The sequence below is a fragment of the Marinobacterium lutimaris genome (assembly GCF_900108065.1).
GTDB lineage: Bacteria > Pseudomonadota > Gammaproteobacteria > Pseudomonadales > Balneatricaceae > Marinobacterium_D > Marinobacterium_D lutimaris.
Window position 1 is genome coordinate 1,916,645 of sequence record NZ_FNVQ01000001.1, and the last position, 19,618, is coordinate 1,936,262.

The 19,618-nt window shown below is 59.2% G+C and carries 22 protein-coding genes; 9 read left to right on the plus strand and 13 right to left on the minus strand.

What is annotated here, in order from left to right; genetic code table 11:
• The first annotated feature begins 89 nt into the window (after positions 1–89).
• The 4 genes from C4S72_RS08990 to astB are packed head-to-tail and all read left to right on the plus strand — an operon-like array spanning position 90 to position 5,434.
• Entirely contained in the window at positions 90–1,322 is a 1,233-nt protein-coding gene (locus tag C4S72_RS08990) for an aspartate aminotransferase family protein (RefSeq protein WP_104002674.1), read from the plus strand.
• Positions 1,323–1,346: 24 nt separating this feature from the next.
• Positions 1,347–2,591: a hydrolase gene (locus C4S72_RS08995; protein WP_104002675.1), complete on the plus strand. Its 1,245-nt coding sequence runs from the start codon at positions 1,347–1,349 to the stop codon at positions 2,589–2,591.
• Positions 2,592–2,606: 15 nt separating this feature from the next.
• Positions 2,607–4,112 carry a succinylglutamate-semialdehyde dehydrogenase gene (astD, locus tag C4S72_RS09000; RefSeq protein ID WP_104002676.1) on the plus strand — a complete coding sequence of 502 codons (1,506 nt, stop codon included), beginning with the start codon at positions 2,607–2,609 and terminating at the stop codon, positions 4,110–4,112.
• Positions 4,109–5,434, plus strand: a complete 1,326-nt coding sequence (gene astB, locus C4S72_RS09005; RefSeq protein WP_104002677.1) for an N-succinylarginine dihydrolase — start codon at positions 4,109–4,111, stop codon at positions 5,432–5,434. The genes astD and astB overlap by 4 nt, the downstream gene beginning before the upstream one ends.
• A 70-nt stretch (positions 5,435–5,504) precedes the next feature.
• Here astB and C4S72_RS09010 read toward each other — a convergent pair whose 3' ends face one another.
• The 5 genes from C4S72_RS09010 to C4S72_RS09030 form a co-directional block, all read right to left on the minus strand.
• Positions 5,505–5,897 carry a hypothetical protein gene (locus C4S72_RS09010; RefSeq protein WP_104002678.1) on the minus strand — a complete coding sequence of 131 codons (393 nt, stop codon included), beginning with the start codon at positions 5,895–5,897 and terminating at the stop codon, positions 5,505–5,507.
• Positions 5,898–6,123: 226 nt separating this feature from the next.
• A complete protein-coding gene (gene minE / locus C4S72_RS09015) occupies positions 6,124–6,378 on the minus strand; it encodes a cell division topological specificity factor MinE (protein WP_104002679.1) in 255 nt (84 codons plus the stop codon).
• Positions 6,378–7,190, minus strand: a complete 813-nt coding sequence (gene minD / locus C4S72_RS09020) for a septum site-determining protein MinD (protein WP_104002680.1) — start codon at positions 7,188–7,190, stop codon at positions 6,378–6,380. Before minD ends, minE begins: the two co-directional genes overlap by 1 nt.
• 69 nt (positions 7,191–7,259) lie before the next feature.
• A complete protein-coding gene (minC, locus tag C4S72_RS09025; RefSeq protein ID WP_104002681.1) occupies positions 7,260–8,021 on the minus strand; it encodes a septum site-determining protein MinC in 762 nt (253 codons plus the stop codon).
• A gap of 155 nt (positions 8,022–8,176) precedes the next feature.
• Positions 8,177–8,776, minus strand: a complete 600-nt coding sequence (locus C4S72_RS09030; protein ID WP_104003099.1) for a DNA-3-methyladenine glycosylase I — start codon at positions 8,774–8,776, stop codon at positions 8,177–8,179.
• Positions 8,777–9,163: 387 nt separating this feature from the next.
• Between C4S72_RS09030 and C4S72_RS09035 the strand changes: the two genes are divergently transcribed.
• The 5 genes from C4S72_RS09035 (at position 9,164) to C4S72_RS09055 (ending at position 13,028) form a co-directional block, all read left to right on the plus strand.
• On the plus strand, positions 9,164–9,739 hold the full coding sequence (locus tag C4S72_RS09035; RefSeq protein ID WP_104002682.1) for a ZrgA family zinc uptake protein: 576 nt from the start codon (positions 9,164–9,166) through the stop codon (positions 9,737–9,739).
• Complete coding sequence (locus C4S72_RS09040; RefSeq protein ID WP_104002683.1) at positions 9,736–10,455, plus strand: ABC transporter ATP-binding protein; 720 nt, start codon at positions 9,736–9,738, stop codon at positions 10,453–10,455. The genes C4S72_RS09035 and C4S72_RS09040 overlap by 4 nt, the downstream gene beginning before the upstream one ends.
• A complete protein-coding gene (locus C4S72_RS09045; RefSeq protein ID WP_104002684.1) occupies positions 10,449–11,702 on the plus strand; it encodes an ABC transporter permease in 1,254 nt (417 codons plus the stop codon). Before C4S72_RS09040 ends, C4S72_RS09045 begins: the two co-directional genes overlap by 7 nt.
• A 42-nt stretch (positions 11,703–11,744) precedes the next feature.
• Positions 11,745–12,314 (plus strand): DUF3299 domain-containing protein, encoded by a 570-nt coding sequence (locus C4S72_RS09050; protein ID WP_104002685.1) that lies wholly within the window; start codon positions 11,745–11,747, stop codon positions 12,312–12,314.
• 153 nt (positions 12,315–12,467) lie between these two features.
• Positions 12,468–13,028, plus strand: coding sequence for a ZrgA family zinc uptake protein (locus tag C4S72_RS09055; protein ID WP_160115478.1), 561 nt, complete (start codon positions 12,468–12,470; stop codon positions 13,026–13,028).
• Between the two features lie 118 nt (positions 13,029–13,146).
• Here C4S72_RS09055 and C4S72_RS09060 read toward each other — a convergent pair whose 3' ends face one another.
• The 8 genes from C4S72_RS09060 to C4S72_RS09095 all read right to left on the minus strand — a co-directional run bounded on the left by C4S72_RS09060 (position 13,147) and on the right by C4S72_RS09095 (position 19,607).
• Positions 13,147–14,565, minus strand: a complete 1,419-nt coding sequence (locus tag C4S72_RS09060; RefSeq protein WP_104002687.1) for an FAD-binding oxidoreductase — start codon at positions 14,563–14,565, stop codon at positions 13,147–13,149.
• Between the two features lie 421 nt (positions 14,566–14,986).
• Positions 14,987–16,195 carry a cysteine desulfurase NifS gene (gene nifS / locus C4S72_RS09065; protein WP_104002688.1) on the minus strand — a complete coding sequence of 403 codons (1,209 nt, stop codon included), beginning with the start codon at positions 16,193–16,195 and terminating at the stop codon, positions 14,987–14,989.
• A 2-nt stretch (positions 16,196–16,197) separates the two neighbouring features.
• Positions 16,198–17,106 (minus strand): Fe-S cluster assembly protein NifU, encoded by a 909-nt coding sequence (nifU, locus tag C4S72_RS09070; protein WP_104002689.1) that lies wholly within the window; start codon positions 17,104–17,106, stop codon positions 16,198–16,200.
• 37 nt (positions 17,107–17,143) lie between these two features.
• On the minus strand, positions 17,144–17,464 hold the full coding sequence (locus tag C4S72_RS09075) for a HesB/IscA family protein (protein WP_104002690.1): 321 nt from the start codon (positions 17,462–17,464) through the stop codon (positions 17,144–17,146).
• Positions 17,465–17,682: 218 nt separating this feature from the next.
• Positions 17,683–18,093 (minus strand): hypothetical protein, encoded by a 411-nt coding sequence (locus tag C4S72_RS09080; protein WP_104002691.1) that lies wholly within the window; start codon positions 18,091–18,093, stop codon positions 17,683–17,685.
• Positions 18,090–18,863, minus strand: coding sequence for a DUF364 domain-containing protein (locus C4S72_RS09085; protein ID WP_104002692.1), 774 nt, complete (start codon positions 18,861–18,863; stop codon positions 18,090–18,092). The genes C4S72_RS09080 and C4S72_RS09085 overlap by 4 nt, the downstream gene beginning before the upstream one ends.
• Before the next feature lie 23 nt (positions 18,864–18,886).
• The gene (locus C4S72_RS09090) at positions 18,887–19,258 is read right to left on the minus strand and encodes a hypothetical protein (protein ID WP_104002693.1); all 372 of its coding nucleotides are present in this window, start codon (positions 19,256–19,258) and stop codon (positions 18,887–18,889) included.
• 25 nt (positions 19,259–19,283) lie between these two features.
• Positions 19,284–19,607 carry a (2Fe-2S) ferredoxin domain-containing protein gene (locus tag C4S72_RS09095; RefSeq protein WP_104002694.1) on the minus strand — a complete coding sequence of 108 codons (324 nt, stop codon included), beginning with the start codon at positions 19,605–19,607 and terminating at the stop codon, positions 19,284–19,286.
• Positions 19,608–19,618 lie beyond the last annotated feature (11 nt).

Consider the following 19,618-nt stretch of genomic DNA (forward strand, 5'->3'; position numbering starts at 1 on the left):
AGCGACCGGAATCTCAGTAGCATCGGATTCTGGACGAATACGTCTTCAGGTTCATACTCATGTAAGAACAGTTTTTCATGAGGTATCACATGAACGATCAGATCTCCCGAGCCAACTTCGACCAGGTAATGGTGCCCTGCTACTCACCGGCGGATGTCATCCCGGTACGCGGAGAGGGCTCCAGGCTCTGGGACCAGCAGGGCCGTGAATATATCGACCTGGCGGGCGGTATCGCCGTCAACTGCCTGGGTCATCGCCACCCGGCGCTGATGCAGGCTCTGCAGGAACAGGCCGACCGGGTCTGGCACCTGAGCAACGTTTTTACCAACGAACCGGCACTGGAACTGGCCAAACGGCTCACCGAACTCACCTTCGCTGAACAGGTTTTCTTCGCCAACTCCGGGGCCGAGGCAAACGAAGCCGCATTTAAACTGGCACGTAAGTACGCCTACGACCACGCAGGCCCAGACAGCGGCAAGCACGAGATCATCTCCTTCAATGGCAGCTTTCACGGCCGCACCCTGTTCACCGTCAGCGTCGGCGGCCAGCTGAAGTACCGCCAGGGCTTTGAGCCGGTGCCCGGCGGCATCACTCACCTGCCATACAATGACAAGGCCGCGCTGGAACTGGCCGTCAGCGACAAAACCTGTGCCATCGTAATGGAACCGGTGCTAGGCGAGGGCGGCGTGATACCCGCCGACCCCGAATTTGTGCGCCTGGCGCGCACCCTCTGCGACCGTCACGATGCCCTGCTGGTGTTCGATGAGGTACAGACCGGCGCCGGCCGCACCGGCTCGCTTTACGCGCACCAGGCGCTTGGCGTTACGCCGGATATCCTGACCTCCGCCAAAGGACTTGGCGGCGGCTTTCCCATAGGGGCTATGCTGACCAGCCGTAAAGTGGGCGCCAGTTTTGGCGTTGGCAGCCATGGCACCACCTACGGCGGCAACCCGCTGGCCTGTGCCGTGGCGCTTGCCGTGATCAATACACTGGACGACCCGGCTTTGATGGCTGGCGTTGAACGTAAATCAGAACTTATCCGCTCGGAGCTGACCGCCCTGAGCCAGCGCCATGGATTCTTCAGTGAGATTCGTGGCCGCGGCCTGCTGCTCGGCGCAGAACTGGCACACCACTGGAAAGGGCAGGCCAAACGGGTGCTGGACGCGTGTCGCAATCAGGGACTGATGCTGCTGATGGCTGGCCCCGATGTTATCCGTCTGACCCCATCACTGATCATCCCGGACGCCGATATCCAAGAGGCGATTACCCGCCTCGACCGGGCACTGAACGATCTGGTTGCGGAGGGACCGACGGGGAGCTGAGCGCGCAAAACGGGAGTATCCAAGATGAACCTGAGCGCCTACCAAACAGAACTGGACTGGATAACCAGTCAACAGCAGGCGATGCTGCATGCCACCAGTGAGCTCGCGCTGATCAACTCCGGCTCTATGAACGTTCAGGGTATCGAGCGTGTCGGCGACCGCCTGCTGCAATACAGCGCCCCGCTGGACGCGGAACAAAAGCGCATCGATCTGCCCCCCCTGGAAGAGATCAACGACCGGGGAGAGCTGCACAACCGTTCTGTGGGAGCGGCCATCCGTCTGCGTAAACACCCCCAGGCGGAGCGCCAGATACTGCTATGCGGCCACATGGACACGGTCTTTGCGCCCGATTCGCCCTTTCAGGAGCTGACCTGGCTTGATGCCAACCGCCTTAACGGGCCGGGCGTCACCGACATGAAAGGCGGGCTGGTCATTATGATCCATGCGCTGATAGCGCTGGAGCGCAGCGCCCTGGCGGGCAAGCTCGGCTGGACGCTGATCTTCAACCCGGACGAAGAGATTGGCTCGCCCTGCTCCGACATCCTGATCACCGATGCCGCCAAACACGCGCAGCTTGGACTGGTGTTCGAACCCGCCCTGCCCGATGGCAGTTTCGCCGGTGAGCGCAAGGGCAGTGGCAATTTCACCCTGGTGATGCGGGGCCGGGCGGCCCACGCCGGCCGTGATATCGGCAGCGGTCGCAACGCTATTCGGGCCCTGTGCGACTTTATCTCCGCACTGGATAACCTGAACGGCCAACGCGAGGGCGTCACTATCAACCCGGCACGCTTCAACGGCGGAGGCCCCTTGAACCAGGTGCCTGATCTTGCCGTCGCCCGCTTTAACGTGCGCACCCGCAAAAAGGAGGACGAACACTGGATTCAGCAACAGCTGAATGCGCTGAGTGCAGAGATCAACGCCCGGGACGGCCTGTCTCTGCGTATTCACGGCGGCTTTTCGCGGCCCCCTAAGCAACTGACACCGGCTGCGCACGAACTGGCGGCGCTCCTCGCGGAGTGCGGTTCGGCACTGGATATTCCGGTGCACTGGAGCGCTACGGGGGGCTGCTGCGACGGCAACAACATCGCAGCCCAGGGGATTCCGGTTATCGACACCCTTGGTGCTGAGGGTGGCTGTATTCACAGCAGCGAGGAGTTTCTGATCGTCGACAGTCTGAACCGCCGCGCTAGGCTCACCGCACTGCTGCTCTTTTCACTCGCCGAGGGTCAGCTGGATTACCAGCTCTGGCCCCAGCTGACCAGCCGCTAAGCCAGGGAGATGGTTATGTCAGGCAACCTGTTGATCGACAACCGCTGGATTGCGGGCAAAAGCGATCCGTTCGAATCACTGGACCCGGGTCGTAACCGGGTTATCTGGCAGGGACGCGAAGCCAGTGCCGGGCAGATCGACGACGCTGTTGACGCGGCCCGACGCGCTTTCCGCGACTGGTCACGCCAGCCTGTTACCGAGCGCCTCGAGCTATGCCGCCTCTTTGCCCAGCGACTGGAGCGACATCAAGACAGCCTCGCCCATGCCCTCGGCGAGGAAACCGGCAAGCCGATCTGGGAGGCACGCACCGAGATAACGGCGATGACCGCGAAGATAGAGATATCGATCCGCGCCGCCACCGAACGCACCGGCGAAAGCGATCAGCCCCTGGGGGATGCCCGCTCGGTACTGCGCCACCGTCCCCACGGTGTGCTGGCTGTATTCGGCCCCTATAACTTCCCGGGACACCTGCCTAACGGGCATATAGTGCCGGCACTGATCGCGGGCAACACCATCGTGTTCAAGCCCAGCGAGCTGACCCCGCGCTTTGCCGAACTGACGCTGCAACACTGGCTCGCTGCAGGCCTGCCCGCCGGGGTAATCAACCTGATCCAGGGCAACCGCGATGCCGGTCGCGCGCTCGCTTCCCACCCGGGCCTCGACGGCCTGCTGTTTACTGGATCCAGCAGTGTCGGGCACCAGCTGCACCAGCAGTTCGCCGGCCAGCCGGAAAAGGTGCTTGCACTGGAGATGGGAGGGAACAACCCGCTGATCATCGGCCAGATCAGCAACCCGGCCGCGGCGGCCTACGAAACGGTGCAATCCGCCTTTCTCAGCGCCGGTCAGCGCTGCACCTGTGCCAGAAGGCTGATCGTCCCCGTCGGCACTGAGGGTGACCTTTTTCTGAATAAACTGATTGCACTGACATCGCGGATACAGGTTGGGCTTTTCGATGACGATCCCCAGCCCTATATGGGCTGTTTGATCTCCAGTGAGGCGGCAGATCGCATGCTCGGCGCACAGGCAAACCTTGCGGCCCTCGGCGGCCAGGAGCTCCTCACCATGGCGCGTCAACCCGCCAGCAGCGCCCTGCTCAGTCCCGGGCTGATCGATGTCTCCGGCGTCGATATCCTGCCCGATGAGGAGTATTTCGGACCACTGCTGCAGGTCCAGCGCTATGACGATTTCGAGACCGCCCTGGAGCTCGCCAATGAGACAAGGTTTGGACTCGCCGCCGGACTGTTCAGCGACGACAGAAGCCAGTACGAGCTGTTCTGGCACCGTATCCGCGCCGGTATCGTCAACTGGAACCGTCAGCTCACCGGTGCCAGCAGCAGCGCGCCCTTTGGCGGTATCAAGGCCAGCGGCAATCATCGTCCCAGCGCCTGGTACGCCGCCGATTATTGCGCCTACCCGGTGGCCGGTCTGGAGAAAGAGCGGCTCGAAGCGCCACAGAAACCGACGCCCGGTATCCACTTGACCGATGATAAAGAGGCTCAGGATGGAGAGCCGCAGCCATGACCGCACGAGAAGCTAACTTCGACGGACTGGTCGGCCCAAGCCACAACTATGCCGGCCTCTCCCGCGGCAATATCGCCTCGGAGCAACATCGGGGGCTGACCTCGCACCCCAGGGAAGCAGCCCTACAGGGGCTGGCAAAGATGAACCGGCTTAGCGAGCTGGGGCTGATTCAGGGGGTCATTCCGCCGCAGGAAAGGCCCGATCTGGCCACCCTGCGACGCCTGGGATTTCATGGCAGCGATGCCCGAGTTCTCGCCGATGCCGAGCGGGAAGCGCCCCTTCTGCTGCATAACTGTGCCTCGGCCTCCGCCATGTGGAGCGCCAATGCGGCCACCGTCTCACCCAGCGCCGATACCAGCGATGGGCGTGTGCATTTCACTCCTGCCAACCTGATCAGCAAGCTTCACCGCTCCCTGGAGGCGGGCACCACTGCGCAACTGCTGCAGGCGATTTTTCCCGATACCGATCACTTTGCCCATCACGCTCCTCTGCCAGCCCACCCTTTGCTGGGCGATGAGGGTGCGGCTAACCACAACCGGCTCTGTGGCGAATACGGTGACAGCGCCGTTGAGCTGTTTGTCTATGGCGGCTCCTCCTCGTCGCCGCTTGCACCGAGGCATTTTCCGGCGCGACAGACGCTGGAGGCGAGCCAGGCGATCGCCCGCAAGCACCGGTTAAAGGAAGAATGCGCGCTCTATGTACAGCAAAACCCCGAGGTCATAGACCAGGGGGTGTTTCATAACGATGTGATAGCGGTTTCCAATCGTGGACTGCTGTTCTGCCATGAGCAGGCGTTCGTGGATCAGCAAGCTCTTTACCGGGCTCTGGAGCAAAGAGTTGGCAAGGATTTCAGACTGATCGAGGTATCCAGCGACGAGGTCGATGTAAAAGATGCGGTGAGCAGCTACCTGTTCAACAGCCAGTTGCTAAGCCTGGCGGACGCTTCCAACCTGCTGCTGGCGCCGACGGAGAGCCGCGATAACCCGAGGGTAAGCAGCTACCTGAAGCAGCTTGAAGGTCGAGGGATCGATAAAATCGAGTTCTGTGATCTACGCCAGAGCATGGCCAACGGCGGCGGTCCGGCCTGCCTGCGGCTAAGAGTGGTGCTGACAGAAAAAGAGCTGGCGGCGGTTAACCCCGGCGTACTACTGAACGAGCCGCTGTATGACCGCCTGCGCGCCTGGGTGGAAACATTCTACCCGGAAAGCCTGACGCCCTCCGACCTGGCAGACCCTGCACTGCTGCAAAGCGGGCGCGAGGCGCTGGACCAGCTCACCCGGCTACTTGGCCTTGGCAGTGTTTACCCGTTTCAGCGCGACTGAAGCAGCTCTCCGGTCTAAACAGACGTGCAAAGTACTCATCTAACCACAAGCCAAGCAATAAGGCGCCGGTTTAGCCCTGCACCACGCGACCGCGGTAAATCCGCACCGAGCGACGCGGCACTTCGGTCTGAGGCTTGCTGGCAGGCGATTCGGCGCGCTGGTATTCCGCGATACCCAACTGGCTCAGCAGCGCCTGGGCCTGTTCCGGCAGCAAGGTTTCCTGCAGCGGGAAAATCAACTCGGCGGTGAAAGAAAACCTCAGGCCCTGTGCCCGGTTGAGCGCCTCTGCCGCCCCGTCGCCATTGGCTCCGGCGTAGGTCAGGCCCAGTATCTGTCCGTTGTGCAACACGATCTGTCCCGATTTATTATCGGCGCAAGCCAGAAAGAAGGTGCCTGTCCGTTCAGCTTCACAATGATCGAACAACGCGTGCCAGAGTGCTTCGGTCTCATTCGGAATGCTCATAATCCAATCCTTGAACGCTAAGATTCGGGAGGAATGGAAAGAGCCAAGCAATAGTTGAACCAGTCGAACATTTTCCCGGATATAGCTGTTAAACCAGCGGCTATATCCAGAGAAAACGGGTAGGTCCACGAAAAAAGCGCGGCCTCATAGAAGAGGCCGCGCCTTGTTTCAGCGCACCCGGCGGATAACCGGCACCAAAGAGGATCAACACCGCAGGGGCGCGGGATCAGTCCTTGGCGTGCTCCGGCAGAGTAACGTTCAACTCCAGAATCGAGCAGTTTTCATCCAGGTTTACCTGGACATCATCGACATCGATGTCGACGTAACGGGAGATTACCGCGAGAATCTCCTGCTGCATCTGTGGCAGATAGTCCGGCTGGTTACGCTGGTTGCGCTCATAGGCAACCAGCACCTGCAGGCGTTCCTTGGCGACGGTAGCCGAGGTCTGCTTCTTGGAGCGGAAATAACTCAGAATACCCATTAGCCCTTCCTGCCGAATACGCGGCTGAACAATCCTTTGCGCTGTACTTCGAGGAAGCGGTGCTCACGCTCCTCGCCGAGGAAACGGCCGATCGCATCCATATACGCCTGGCCGGCATCGCTCTCGCTGTCCAGCACTACCGGCTGCCCCTGGTTGGAGGCTTTCAGCACCGCCTCGGATTCAGGCACCACACCCAGCAGAGGAATCGCCAGAATCTCCTGCACGTCTTCAACGCTGAGCATCTCGCCGGCCTGTACCCGAGCCGGGTTATAGCGGGTCAGCAGCAGATGCTCTTTCACATGTTCGCCGTTTTCCGCCTTGCGTGACTTGCTCTGCAGCACGCCGAGAATACGGTCGGAGTCACGCACGGAGCTGACTTCCGGGTTGGTGACGACGATGGCCGTATCGGCAAAGTACAGCGCCAGCTGGGCACCTTTCTCGATACCCGCCGGGGAGTCACAGACGATGTAATCGAACATCTCTGAAAGCTCGTTCAGGACGCGCTCCACGCCTTCGTGGCTCAGCGCATCCTTATCGCGTGTCTGGGAGGCCGGCAGGATATAGAGTCCCTCGGTACGCTTGTCCCGGATCAGCGCCTGATTCAGTGTCGCTTCGTTGTTGATCACGTTGACCAGGTCGAACACAACGCGGCGTTCACAGCCCATGATCAGGTCCAGGTTACGCAGGCCTACGTCGAAATCGACCAGAACAGTCTTGTGCCCGCGCAGGGCCAGTCCAGTACCGATTGCCGCACTGCTGGTCGTTTTGCCGACCCCGCCCTTACCGGACGTCACAACAATAATTTCAGCCATTTACACAGTTTCCATACATATGGATTAAACAGGTTCAGGTGCAGTTTTATTTTTTGCTTACAACTTATCTTACAACAGCACCGTATCCAGCCGGGTCCCGGACAGGTGAGCCTGTACGGGTTTCTTCCAGTGCTCACTCTGTAGATCTTCGCACGCTTTGAAGTAACCGGCTATTGAGATCAGTTCAGCTTCCAGGCTTTGACAGAAGATACGCGCACTGCTGTCGCCACTGACACCGGCCATGGCACGACCGCGCAGCGGACCGTATACATGAATGTTGCCGTCGGCCATCACTTCCGCGCCGGCGCCCACCGATGACAGGACAATCAAATCACCGCCCTGCACGTACACCTGCTGACCGGAACGCACCGGCGTGGTCAGAATTCGGGTTTTGCTGCCGTTTTCCTCAACCACTTCCGCAGTTGCCGCCACTTCGCTGGTTTCGCTGACAGACTCAGGTTCGGGTTGGCTCGGGCTCTCGGCTGGCTTCTCTTCGCGAACGCGTTCGCCACGGCCGCTGGCCCCAAAGCAGGAAAGTCCCAGGCTCTGGCACAGCGCCTCGTCGTAACGGCTGCTGCCACGGATGCCGATCGGCTTCAATTCGCTGTCACGGCAGACCGCCAGCAGCTCATCCAAAGGAGGTAGCGGTTTATCCGCCGGCAGGCGCTCAAAATTAAGCAGTACCGGCATCTGCCTGAACAGTGAGGGCAGTCGCGCCGCGTGGCGCTCCAGCTCGGCTTTCAGGCGCGACTCGTCATAGTCGAGCAGTACCAGTTCGTTGAGTGATACGCGGGAGTTCTTGAACTGAAAAAGCGGGGTATCTGAATTCATAAGCAGGTAATCTGAGCGTTCTCACTCCAAAGATTGAAAGCGCGCTAAGGGTATCACGGGCTCCCGGGACTCACTACAGCCCGGTTGTGTAAAGCAGACCAGAATTGACGATAAAGGTTCGCCCGGAACTAAAACTCCCGTTTAAATCCTTTTTTCTACGGTCTTTGAAACTGTTTACGCGCCGCCTCAATCTCAGCGCGGCTGACACATTCGTACAGATGATCGTTGACCAGCCCCATCGCCTGCATAAAGGAGTACACCGTGGTTGGGCCAACAAACTTCCAGCCACGCTTCTTCAGCTCTTTCGACAGGGCGATCGATTCCACCGAGGTGGTCTGGCTTTGCGGCTCGGGCTGAGACTCGGGCTCGTACTTCCAGACAAAAGCGGCGATAGAGCCCTCTTTTTCAATCAGCTCCAGCGCCCGCCGGGCGTTGTTGATCACCGCCTCGATCTTGCCGCGATGGCGGATGATACCGGCGTCCTGCAGCAGGCGCTCCACATCGGCCTCGGTGAATTCGGCAACGCGATGGAAATCGAACCGGGCGAAGGCCGTGCGAAAATTTTCCCGTTTGGCCAAAATCGTGCGCCAGCTCAAACCGGACTGAAAGCTCTCCAGACAGAGCTTTTCAAACAAGCGCTGATCGTCATCCACCGGGAAACCCCATTCACGATCGTGATAGGGAAAGAACTCATCTACCTGACCACACCAGCCACAGCGCGGCTGGCCATCGGGTCCGTTTACGGTCTTTGCCATGCTGATGCTCTCCATTTTCACAACCCACCTTAACAATCCGCCTTCTACTGCCCACCTTTCCTGCCCACCTTAGGATTAGGTCCGCTTTTCAGGCTTTAGGGCTGAGAATCTAGCAGACCTGCTGCTCTCCAGACAGTAGCATGGCTACTGGAATGTTTATCACCCTGCTGCCGGCTGAGTCGACAACGGCACTATTATCAGCCGGGCTTCATGCCAAAGCTGCCAACTCTCCACCGCCTGTTTCGAACTTCCAGACCCGCTTCAGGTCTTTTGCACTGTCGCGCAACGCAGCCAAGCAGATCATCAGTAAGCGCTGGCATAGATAAATGTTACGATATAACATATTTAGCCTACCGATGACCCGCCTTGATCAGGACAGGAGATCTTATGAAACATGCCGCCAAACTCGTTTTGCCACTGCTGATTACGGCATCGGGCAGCGCCCTCGCCCAGGATTCACTGGCTCCTCATGTGCACGGCGAAGCACTGCTGCAAGTGGTGCTCGACGGACAGGAACTGGTCGTCAACCTGAACAGCCCGGCGTTTAACCTGCTGGGTTTCGAGCGTGCACCAGAAACCGATGAAGAGCAGGCCCTGGTGGAGAATCTCGACACCAACATGCGCGATCCCCAGTTCTGGCTGGAGCTCCCCTCAGCGGCTAACTGCGCCCTCAGCCGCGTCTCTCTCGGTCAGCATGTGGAGACAACCAAACAGGGGGAGCTTCACGAACATGAACATGAACATGAACACGAACACGAGGATGATCAAAAGATCCTCAGCGAACATCGAGACCTGGCCTTCGAGTACCATTTTCTCTGCGCCGACCCGGACCAACTCGACCAAGCCCAGGTCAAGCTGTTTAAACACTTCCCGGCTCTTACCGGTCTGCATGCAGAGATCATAGGCGACAGCCAGTCACTGCAGGAGCTGAATGCCGCCAATCCCGTTCTGCGCATGCCATGAGCGAAGCGGCTGCCATCTCCATCCATGAGCTGAGCTTTCGCTGGCCCAGGGCCGACAAGCCACTGCTGAAAATACCTCAGCTGACGCTGGCTGCGGGCGAAAGCCTGTTTCTTCAGGGAGCCTCCGGCAGTGGCAAAAGCACTCTGCTAAACCTGATCGCCGGTGTCCAGACAGGCTACGGCGGCTCGATCCGGGTCTGCGGAGAACAGCTGGAGAACCTATCCACCCGCCAGCGTGACCAGCTACGCGCAGACCGTATCGGCCTGGTATTCCAGCAGTTCAACCTGCTGCCCTGGCTGTCACCGCTGGAAAACGTGGTGCTCGGCTGCCGCTTCTCTGCGCAACGGCGCCAACAGGCCGCCAGGCAGGACGGCTCCGTCGAGGCTCAGGCGCTACGTCTGCTGGGCGAGCTTGGTCTGGCCAGCGTAAGCGGCGAAAAGCGCGCCACCTCGACCCTCTCCATAGGACAGCAGCAGCGCGTCGCAGCCGCCCGTGCGCTGATCGGCAATCCGCCGCTGATCATCGCCGACGAACCCACCTCATCACTGGACTCGGACCACCGCGACCGCTTTATCGAGCTGCTGCTGACCGAATGCCGACGCAGCGGCGCGGCACTGCTGTTTGTCAGCCACGACCGGCTGCTGGCGACACACTTTCACCGCAGGCTGCAACTGGATCATCTCGTGCAACCGGCCCAAGAGGGTAAACCATGCTGATCGGCCTTGCCTGGCGCAGTCTGCTTAACCGCAAGAGCTCGGCACTGCTCTGTGTGCTCACCATCGCGATCAGTGTCACGCTGTTGGCAGGCGTCGAGAAGATCCGCCATGACATGCGCGACGGCTTTTTCAATACGGTATCGGGCACCGACCTGATCGTCGGCGCCCGTTCCGGGCAGGTAGAGCTGCTGCTCTACTCCGTTTTCCACCTGGGATCGGCCACCAACAATATCCGCTGGTCGAGCTATCAAACCATCGCCAAGGATCAGTCCGTAGACTGGGCGGTGCCGCTTTCACTGGGCGATTCGCACCGCGGCTTTCGCGTTGTCGGCACCAGCTCCGCCTTCTTCGATCGCTACCGCTATGGCAGCGAACGCCAGCTCGGCTTCAGCGCTGGCGAAGGCTTTTCCGCCCTGCACCAGGTTACGCTCGGCGCAGATGTGGCCAGCAGCCTCGGCTACCGCCTCGGTGATGAGATCGTCGTATCACATGGACTGGGTAATGTAAGTTTCGCGCAGCACAAGGATCAGCCGTTCAAGGTGGTCGGCATTCTTGAACCTACGGGTACACCGGTGGACCGCTCCCTGTTTGTCAGCCTTGAGTCGATCACCGCGATTCACGTCGGCTGGCGTGCCGGGGTACCGATGCCCGGTATGAAGGTGAGCGAGCAGCAGTTGGAAGAGATGGACCTGACGCCCAAGGAGATCACCGCCGTAATGCTTGGGCTTAAGTCCAAAACAGCGGTATTCCAGCTGCAGCGGGCGATCAACAATTTCCGTGGCGAACCGCTGCTGGCGATTCTGCCCGGCGTCGCGCTGCAGGAGCTCTGGAAGGTGGTGGGCCGGGCCGAACAGGCGATGCTGGCGATCTCCGCCTGCGTGGTGCTGGCAGGCCTGACCGGCATGCTCGGAGTACTGCTGACCGGCATGGAGCAAAGGCGACGCGAACTGGCCCTGCTACGCGCCATCGGCGCATCGCCTCATCACCTGCTGTTTCTGGTCATGCTCGAAGCCGGGCTGCTGACAATAAGCGGTATTGCCCTGGGGCTGGGCGTGCTCTGGTCGGTACTGTTTTTCGCCGGTGATAAACTTCAGCAGTTATTGGGGGTCTACCTGACACTGGGTTGGCCAGCATCACTGGGCTGGATCAGTCTGGCAGTGCTTGTTGCCGGACTTCTCGCTGGTACACTGCCGGCCTGGCGCGCCTGGCGATATACACTTGCCGACGGCCTGACTCCTAAAAACTGAGTACCAGAAGCCAACCGCCTGGACTGCTAACGGAAGCGCCCGATGAAGAAACTGTGCCGACTGACCGCCCTGCTGCTGCCACTGCTGCTGATATCACCCGTTCATGCCGAACAGATGAATGGAGAAGAGGTTCGGGAGATCACCTGGGATGACCTGATGCCCGCAGACTATAACCTCAGCTTTGAAGACCTCTACGGCACCAGCGAAGACAACCTGGATGCGCTGGACGACTACACCGAAGAAGCGAGCAATCTGCTGGACCATATGCAGCAAGTGCTTGCCTCTGCGCCGGTCGTAGATGAGATGGACGGCAAGATGGTTCGTGTACCGGGTTTTGTGGTGCCGCTTGAGGGCGAAGACCAGCGTGTGGACCGTTTCTTTCTTGTCCCCTACTTCGGCGCCTGCATTCATACACCGCCGCCGCCCTCCAACCAGATCATCGACACCCATTACGAGCCCGGCACCCAGCTCGACAGTCTCTACGACGCCGTATGGATCACCGGAAAACTGACGGTGCATAGTTTCCAGCACGAGATGGGCACCGCCGGTTACCGGCTAGAGGCTTTCCGTATCGAGCCGTACGAGATGGAAGAGGAAGAGAACCAGGGCTGATTTAACAGCAAGGGCGCTTACTTCACAGACAATATTCATCAAATCCAGAGACTTGATGCAGGTCTGGCGATGTCGAATATCTTTATTCGCCAGACCCGTCACAATTGCATAAACTCTTTTCAGGCGTCTGACCGACCACGACAAGGAGTTAACATGCGCAGTTCAACGAAGACCGGCATCGCTCTGACCGCAGCTCTTCTCGCCCTCCCCGTATACGCACAGAACCCATTGAACACCCATAACCACGGTAGTGCTACCGTGCAACTGGTGCAGCGTAACCAGGAGCTGGTGATCTACGTGCGAGGCACGGGAGTCGATATGCTGGGCGTTGGCCACCTTCCGATCAACATGGAAGAGCAGACAAAGCTGGGCCAGCTGGAAAGGGATATGCGTAACCCGCCGTTCTGGATAGGACTGCCCGCAGCTGCCGGCTGCAGCATGACGCGCTACTACCCTTCCCAGCACCCCGTGGTCGCCGGCCGTGGCGCCCTGCAGGAGATGTCGCCGGGCAAGGTTTACGAAAGTAACGGCGAGCACATGGACCTGAATTTCACCTATCACTTTCAGTGCACCAGCCCGAACCAGCTTAGCAGCGCCGAAATAAGGCTCTTCAAGCACTTCCCTTCGCTACAGACGGTGAACGTAAAAATTGCCGGTTTCAATCAGAAGGTAGTGGCTGTCGGCCCCGATAATCCGGTGGTGCAGATTCCCTGAGGCCATTGTAGGAGGTGCGCCCTCGCGCCGATTGAACCTGGCACGGAGGTCATTCAAAACCCCGCCGGGTGATCGCGGCGGGGGCGCTGCTCCTACGCAAAAAGAACCACCGTCGTGCTTAGTTCGGCGTTATATTCTGGTTCTCACGGAAAAAGTTATCCGGATCCATCTGCGCCTTGATCGCCGCCAGGCGGTCATAGTTGGCGCCGTAGGCTCCATCGATACGATCCTCACCCTCACTGATAAAGTTCACATACACACCTCCCGTGGCTAAAGGCCGGGTCGCATCGTAGAAATCCCTTGCCCAGTCGATGCAGTTCTTGTCCTGATCCTCGGTCTCCCAACGGGTATGAACATTCATGATGAACTCCGTATCCCGGTGCGGATACGCCGTAGCCACTGGATCCACCCGGTTGGTGGCACCACCCATCTGTGCCACGAAAATCTCTGACTGGCTACTGGGCAGCCGGCCGCCGTAATCCACCAGCATATCGATCAGGTCGTCAGGCAGGCCGGTGAAGTTGTGCGACTTCCAATAGTTACGCGCTCCAGGTGTTAACAACGGGTCGAACGCCTGCTGGAAACCGGCAAAGGGATAAGCGCCGATTCCGGTACCCAGTTCATCGCCAAGCTTATGGATCGGCGCCAGCGCCTTTTCCCCCTCACTCAGCTCACCGTTGTACACGCCGACGATGATCACAACCTTGGTGCCATGCACCTCTTCCTCCAGAAACGGCAAGGGCGGCGCATCGCGGATTACCGCCCAGACAGTCAGTTGGTCGGGGGCTTTCGCGCACAGCTCCCGGTAGGCGCCAAGCACCGACTTGGCCTGGGAAAACGGAAATACCGTCGGCCCGGCCATCAGCATCGGACCTACGGGATGCAGGCGAAACTCGAATTCGGTAACTATGCCGAAGTTGCCGCCACCGCCCCGTATCGCCCAGAACAGATCCGGGTTCTGCTGTTCGTTACATACCAGCCGCGCACCGCCTGCCGTCACTATTTCGGCCGAGATCAGGTTATCCACGGTCATTCCGTAGCTACGACTTAGCCAGCCAAAGCCGCCACCCAGCGTCAGGCCAGCAACACCGGTGGTCGAGTTGATGCCCACCGGGCAGGCCAGGCCAAAGGCCTGGGTTTCGTGATCCAGATCGCCCAGGGTGGCGCCCGGACCTACCTTCACCGTTTTCGCGTCGGGATCGACCCGGACGCTCTTCAGGGCGCTGAGGTCGATCAGCACAGCACCGTCCGACAAGGATTTGCCAGCGATGTTATGTCCGGCACCGCGCACAGACACGAGCAGATTATGCTTGCGCGCATAGGCCACGGCACTCATCACATCGGCGGTGCCTGAACAGACAAGGATCAGGCCGGGTTTGCGGTCGATCATCGCGTTCCAGATTTCCCGCGACTGATCGTAGGCTGTATCCCCAGGGCAGATTACCTGCCCATGGATTGCCCCCTGAATCTCGGCGAGTTGTTCATCGTTGAGCGAGACTGGTGTACCGCTCAGCGAGCGGACCTGACTATCAGCCATGACAGATACCTCCACTTTGTTATTTTTGTGCGTGGAACAGGTAACAACCGGGCAACTATTGGACAGCGCCAGAGACACCGACCCGGCAAGGTGCGGGCTGGTTGGCTTGGGAGCTGAAGGGGTTCAGAAGCAAGGAAACCGGGCAGACTGTACAGCGTGTTAACTCTGGAGCAGCGGCTGTACAGGCTGTTTAACTCACACCTGGAACCTGCTAACACTTTGCATTAGCAGTTACGAATAAGTGTAAGCCATACGCAACGATAAACGGGGTCAAGAATACGTACGAATATTCACCTGGATACAGGTTCAGGGTATTTCCAATCATAATTAGGGAGGGAGACCGGTCTTGCTGAGCGCAGAGCACAAACTGGAACAAAAACGGAGGCGCCAGGCCTCCGTTTTATGTTGCTACGCCGACAAATCAGGCATAAACCGGCGCAAACGCCTCGCCCGGGTTTTCCACCGGACCGTTCTCACCCCAGTAGGGTGAGAGTTTGCGCAGCTTGGCGACGATTCCCGGCACCTCTTCGATCACCCGCTCCACCTCTTCCATGGTGTTATAACGCGAGAACGAGAAGCGCACGGTGCCGTGCGCAGCGGTATAGGGAATACCCATGGCTCGCATGACGTGGGACGGCTCCAGCGAGCCTGAGGTACAGGCAGAGCCGGAAGATGCCGCAATACCCACCTTGTTCAGCAGCAGCAGGATCGCCTCGCCTTCAATGTACTCAAACGCAATACTGGCGGTGTTCGGCAGACGGTTGTCTGGATCGCCGGTGGGGAAGCAGTTCGGGATCACGGCCAGCAGGCCCTCTTCCAGCCGATCGCGCATCGCTTTCACCTGGGTGTTCTCAAACTCCATGTGCTCGGCAGCCATCTCGCAGGCTTTACCCAGACCAACAATCGCCGCGGCATTCTCGGTGCCCGCACGACGACCGCGCTCCTGGTGACCACCGCGCAGCAGCGGACGGTAGCGCACGCCACGACGCAGGTAGAGCACACCGATACCTTTGGGCGCATGCAGCTTGTGACCCGACAGTGACAGCATGCTGATGGCACTCTCTTTCAGGTTGATGGGCACCTTGCCCACCGCCTGAACGGCATCGGTATGGAACATGACGCCAGCTTCCGCCGCCATCTGCGCCATCTCTTCCACCGGGAACAGCGTGCCGCTCTCATTGTTGGCCCACATGACGCTGACGATCGCGACCTTGTCACTGAGCAGCGATTTGTACTTATCGAGGTCCAGACGGCCCTTGGAGTCCACCTCCAGCCAGTGAACGGTGTAGCCCTCGGTTTCCAGATGCTCACACAGGGTCAGCACGGCCGGGTGCTCGACCACGGTGGTGATGATTTCCTTGCGCTCAGGCTGTGCCTTGAGTGCGGAGAGAATCGCTGTGGAGTCGGATTCGGTCCCGCAGGAGGTAAAGATGATCTCGGAGTCATGCTCGGCGCCGAGTAGATCCTGTACCTGCTTGCGCGCCTTTTTCAGCGCAAAGCCCACCTTATTGCCGAAGTTGTGCAGTGAAGAAGGGTTACCGAACTGCTCGCAGAAGTAGGGTTTCATCTCTTCGAACACGGCCGGATCGACCATGGTGGTTGCGTTGTTGTCGAGATAAATATCGCTCATGATCAGGCCCCCATGCTTACCAGTGATTCCTTGGCGACCGGCACGACCTTGACGAACTCGCCAAGCTCTTCGATCAGGCGCTGCTGGATACCGCCCAGGGTCATGGCCGCCATCTGGCAACCGGTGCAGGCGCCGGTCAGGTTCACGTAGATGCTCTTCTCATCCACGTCGATCAGCTCCACATCACCGCCATCTGCCTGGAGTGCCGGGCGGATGGAATCCAGTACCGCTTCGATCTTGCGAATACGCGCCAGGGTACCCATCTTCGGTGATTCCGGAGCCTTGGCAGCCGCGGCAGCAGGAGCCGGAACGGCAGCGCCGCCAGCGACGAAGGTTTCACCGTTTTCAGCCAGCACGCGGGTGAGGATGTTCTCGATACCCTCATGGCAGGATGAGCAGCCACCACCAGCCTTGGTATAGTTGGTCACCTCTTCAACCGTGTGCAGGTTGTTGGCGCGAATGGTGTCTTCGATCATCACTTCGTCGATGGCGAAGCATTTGCAGACCAGCGCGCCCTCTTCGTGATCGTCTTCCCAGACTTCGCCACGGTAGTTGGCGACCGCAGCCTGCAGCGCTTCACGGCCCATGACCGAGCAGTGCATTTTTTCCGGCGGCAGACCATCGAGGTAGTCGGCGATATCCTGGTTACTGATCTTCAGGGCATCATCCAGGGTCATCCCCTTGATCATTTCGGTGAGTGCGGATGAGGAGGCGATCGCAGAGCCGCAACCGAAAGTCTGGAAACCTGCATCAAGAATCACTTCGGTTTCCGGATCCACCTTCAGGGTCAAACGCAGTGCATCACCGCAACTGATTGAGCCCACATCACCGACCCCGTTTGCGCCTTCGACTGCACCGGCATTTTTTGGATCGTAAAAATGTTCTTTAACCTTTTCGGAATAATCCCACATCGCTTGAACTCCTCAGTCGATTTCTGCCGGTCCGGCCTTAAGAGAATGATTTGCCGCAGCCACAGCTGTTAGTGGCATTCGGATTTTCAAATTTGAAGCCGCTTCCCTCGAGACCATCGAGAAAGTCCACGGTCACGTTTTCGAGCATTGGCTGGCTGGCCGGATCGACCAGAATCTTGAGCCCGCCCATATCGACCACCTGATCGTCATCCGCCGCGCTCTCCTCCAGCTTCATGCCGTACTGGAGCCCGGAACAACCACCGCCTTCAACCTTGATACGCAAGCCGGCAATGGGCTTGCCTGCAGATTCAATAAAACGGCTAACCGCACCTATTGCGTTTTCTGTGAGCTGTATCATCGCCTTCTCCTCGCGTGATCGAGTTGCTTGCAATGACTGGTGCAATCGGGGTGCCAGAGAAATATTTGAAATTTTCTCTTTAAATTTCAAAAGGATATAAATACACACATATTTTTTGCGTGTACCTTTGTCGGGTAGGTAAGAACAAGGAAAGGTGTCAGTGTCGTGTTTGCTACATGCGATCCCGCAATGACACAGATCAGGATATAAGCTCGATTTCAGTCGCCAAGCAGCGCTTCATAGGCTGCCCGCATCAGCAGTCTCTCGGTGACTGGCACCTGCAGCAGCTCCATCAGCGTAATAAACCGGCCACCCTCAAGTCTTGGCAGGTCATCACCGGCGATTCTCAGCAGTGCCACCGGCGTCCAACGCCCCGGCTCTTCAACCCAACCTAGCAGTGGCGATGCCACGTCAAGCTGCTCACTGTTAAGCCCAAGCAGCTCGGCAGTAGGCTTTATCATCTGCGCCACATGCGGCACCGCCGTATCCGGCTGATAGTCGGTATGCAGGATCGACAGCGGCGACAGAGGGCGCGGCAGACAGGCAGAGGTCCCCTTGTCTCTGTCCACCACCCAGAAATGCAGGCGTGCACTGAGCGCATGTAGGTGCACCACCATCACCCGCATCATCCCTTCTGCCCATCCCTGGAGAGCAGGCGGTAGCCAACAGCGCCCTGAAAAATACGTACACCACCTCCCTCCATGGCGGTTTTCCAAAGCCTGTCTGCATCAACTACTTCAACACCGGCCAGATAGTCACAGCCCTGATCAAACCACAGCCTGCTCCAGAGCAGACTCGGCCCCATCAGCAGGGTTGTCGGCTCACTGCAAAGCTGCAGCAGGCGTGGCAGTGTCCGATTCGCCAATGCGCTGGCGGTAATAAAGGCCCAGCGACTCTGGGGCAGGACCGCTTCGGCAGCCTGATCCGGCAGGTCTTTCTCTGTCGGGTTGCGTTCAATACAGACGTAATCCAGACCTTCGAGCACATCATCCAGGCCGGGGTAACGTCCGATTACACTGATCTTTCCATTGCCGAGCTGCTCGCGCATGGCGCGAAAAACAGCCAGGTTACCGCCGCCCAGTGTCTTGGACGCCGCCATCATATCGGTGTAGTCGGCACCGCCTCGCAGCACCGCATTAAGCGCAGCCACCGCCAAGGTGGTTTCAAACGGCTGCCAACTATCCAGCCAGCCAATCAACTCGCTGGCCGGACGACCGCAGAGTTCACCAGACCAGCTCAGGGTGCGGCTGTATGACTGAGGCGTCATGCACAGGCCTGTCTGCCCCTTGACCTGAACCAGGGTCCAGACCTGGCCGATACAGACTCTTTCAACCGGTGCGTAAAAACCCGGGCAGGCCTCGGCCTCCCGGGTTAACGAGCTATAGATGGATTGCAGCAACTCTCACTCCTTTGATCTGTCGTCTAACAGCCTTCAAGCTCGGCGAGCAAACCCACCTCGGCTTTCAGCTTCGCTGCATCCCTGCCCCAGACGCTGATCTGCTCCGCCCAACGCCCGGCGTGACCGGGATGGGGACAGAGCAGGTCACACTCCAGCAGCAGCGAGCCATCGGCATTGATCACCAGTGTGGCACGCCGCTGGGAGCCCGCCAACGCCCAGCGGCCGTTCAACGTAGGCTCCCCGGTGTAGGGATCATTGCGCTTTTCGAAGCTGTACTCTCCGGTAGCCGGAACCATGGCGATATCGAATCCGCCTTTCTCCAGTTGCTCCCGGGCAGCGATACACGCCGCATCGAGCAATGCCTGATGGCGCTCAACCAGTGCCGCCGTATCCATAACTCAGATCCTCAGAGGCTGAACCTTACCACTCGGCTTCAGGCGCAAGCAGTTCGCTGACCGGGGTACCGCCGAGCAGATGTTCGTCGATTATCCGATTCACATCCTCTGCTTTCACCGTCTTGTAGAGATGACCACCCGGATACACCAGCACATTGGCGCCCAGATGACAGGGACCGAGGCAACCGGTCGGCGTCACCGCAAACTGCTGGAACAGGCCGCGCTTGGCGATCTCCTCGGAAAAGGTCTGAGCGACGACGGACGCCCCGACGGCGCCGCAGCTACCGCGCGGATGCCCTTCCGGGCGCTGCTGACCGCATACGAATACATGAGCCTGAGGTCTTGGCATGATCCTGCTCC

What these genes read in the sequence shown, in the direction of transcription:
- C4S72_RS08990 (WP_104002674.1), top strand. Translation starts at nt 90, where the DNA reads ATGAACGATCAGATCTCCCGAGCCAACTTCGACCAGGTAATGGTGCCC.
- C4S72_RS08995 (WP_104002675.1), top strand. Translation starts at nt 1,347, where the DNA reads ATGAACCTGAGCGCCTACCAAACAGAACTGGACTGGATAACCAGTCAA.
- astD (WP_104002676.1), top strand. Translation starts at nt 2,607, where the DNA reads ATGTCAGGCAACCTGTTGATCGACAACCGCTGGATTGCGGGCAAAAGC.
- astB (WP_104002677.1), top strand. Translation starts at nt 4,109, where the DNA reads ATGACCGCACGAGAAGCTAACTTCGACGGACTGGTCGGCCCAAGCCAC.
- C4S72_RS09010 (WP_104002678.1), bottom strand. Translation starts at nt 5,897, where the DNA reads ATGAGCATTCCGAATGAGACCGAAGCACTCTGGCACGCGTTGTTCGAT.
- minE (WP_104002679.1), bottom strand. Translation starts at nt 6,378, where the DNA reads ATGGGTATTCTGAGTTATTTCCGCTCCAAGAAGCAGACCTCGGCTACC.
- minD (WP_104002680.1), bottom strand. Translation starts at nt 7,190, where the DNA reads ATGGCTGAAATTATTGTTGTGACGTCCGGTAAGGGCGGGGTCGGCAAA.
- minC (WP_104002681.1), bottom strand. Translation starts at nt 8,021, where the DNA reads ATGAATTCAGATACCCCGCTTTTTCAGTTCAAGAACTCCCGCGTATCA.
- C4S72_RS09030 (WP_104003099.1), bottom strand. Translation starts at nt 8,776, where the DNA reads ATGGCAAAGACCGTAAACGGACCCGATGGCCAGCCGCGCTGTGGCTGG.
- C4S72_RS09035 (WP_104002682.1), top strand. Translation starts at nt 9,164, where the DNA reads ATGAAACATGCCGCCAAACTCGTTTTGCCACTGCTGATTACGGCATCG.
- C4S72_RS09040 (WP_104002683.1), top strand. Translation starts at nt 9,736, where the DNA reads ATGAGCGAAGCGGCTGCCATCTCCATCCATGAGCTGAGCTTTCGCTGG.
- C4S72_RS09045 (WP_104002684.1), top strand. Translation starts at nt 10,449, where the DNA reads ATGCTGATCGGCCTTGCCTGGCGCAGTCTGCTTAACCGCAAGAGCTCG.
- C4S72_RS09050 (WP_104002685.1), top strand. Translation starts at nt 11,745, where the DNA reads ATGAAGAAACTGTGCCGACTGACCGCCCTGCTGCTGCCACTGCTGCTG.
- C4S72_RS09055 (WP_160115478.1), top strand. Translation starts at nt 12,468, where the DNA reads ATGCGCAGTTCAACGAAGACCGGCATCGCTCTGACCGCAGCTCTTCTC.
- C4S72_RS09060 (WP_104002687.1), bottom strand. Translation starts at nt 14,565, where the DNA reads ATGGCTGATAGTCAGGTCCGCTCGCTGAGCGGTACACCAGTCTCGCTC.
- nifS (WP_104002688.1), bottom strand. Translation starts at nt 16,195, where the DNA reads ATGAGCGATATTTATCTCGACAACAACGCAACCACCATGGTCGATCCG.
- nifU (WP_104002689.1), bottom strand. Translation starts at nt 17,106, where the DNA reads ATGTGGGATTATTCCGAAAAGGTTAAAGAACATTTTTACGATCCAAAA.
- C4S72_RS09075 (WP_104002690.1), bottom strand. Translation starts at nt 17,464, where the DNA reads ATGATACAGCTCACAGAAAACGCAATAGGTGCGGTTAGCCGTTTTATT.
- C4S72_RS09080 (WP_104002691.1), bottom strand. Translation starts at nt 18,093, where the DNA reads ATGATGCGGGTGATGGTGGTGCACCTACATGCGCTCAGTGCACGCCTG.
- C4S72_RS09090 (WP_104002693.1), bottom strand. Translation starts at nt 19,258, where the DNA reads ATGGATACGGCGGCACTGGTTGAGCGCCATCAGGCATTGCTCGATGCG.
- C4S72_RS09095 (WP_104002694.1), bottom strand. Translation starts at nt 19,607, where the DNA reads ATGCCAAGACCTCAGGCTCATGTATTCGTATGCGGTCAGCAGCGCCCG.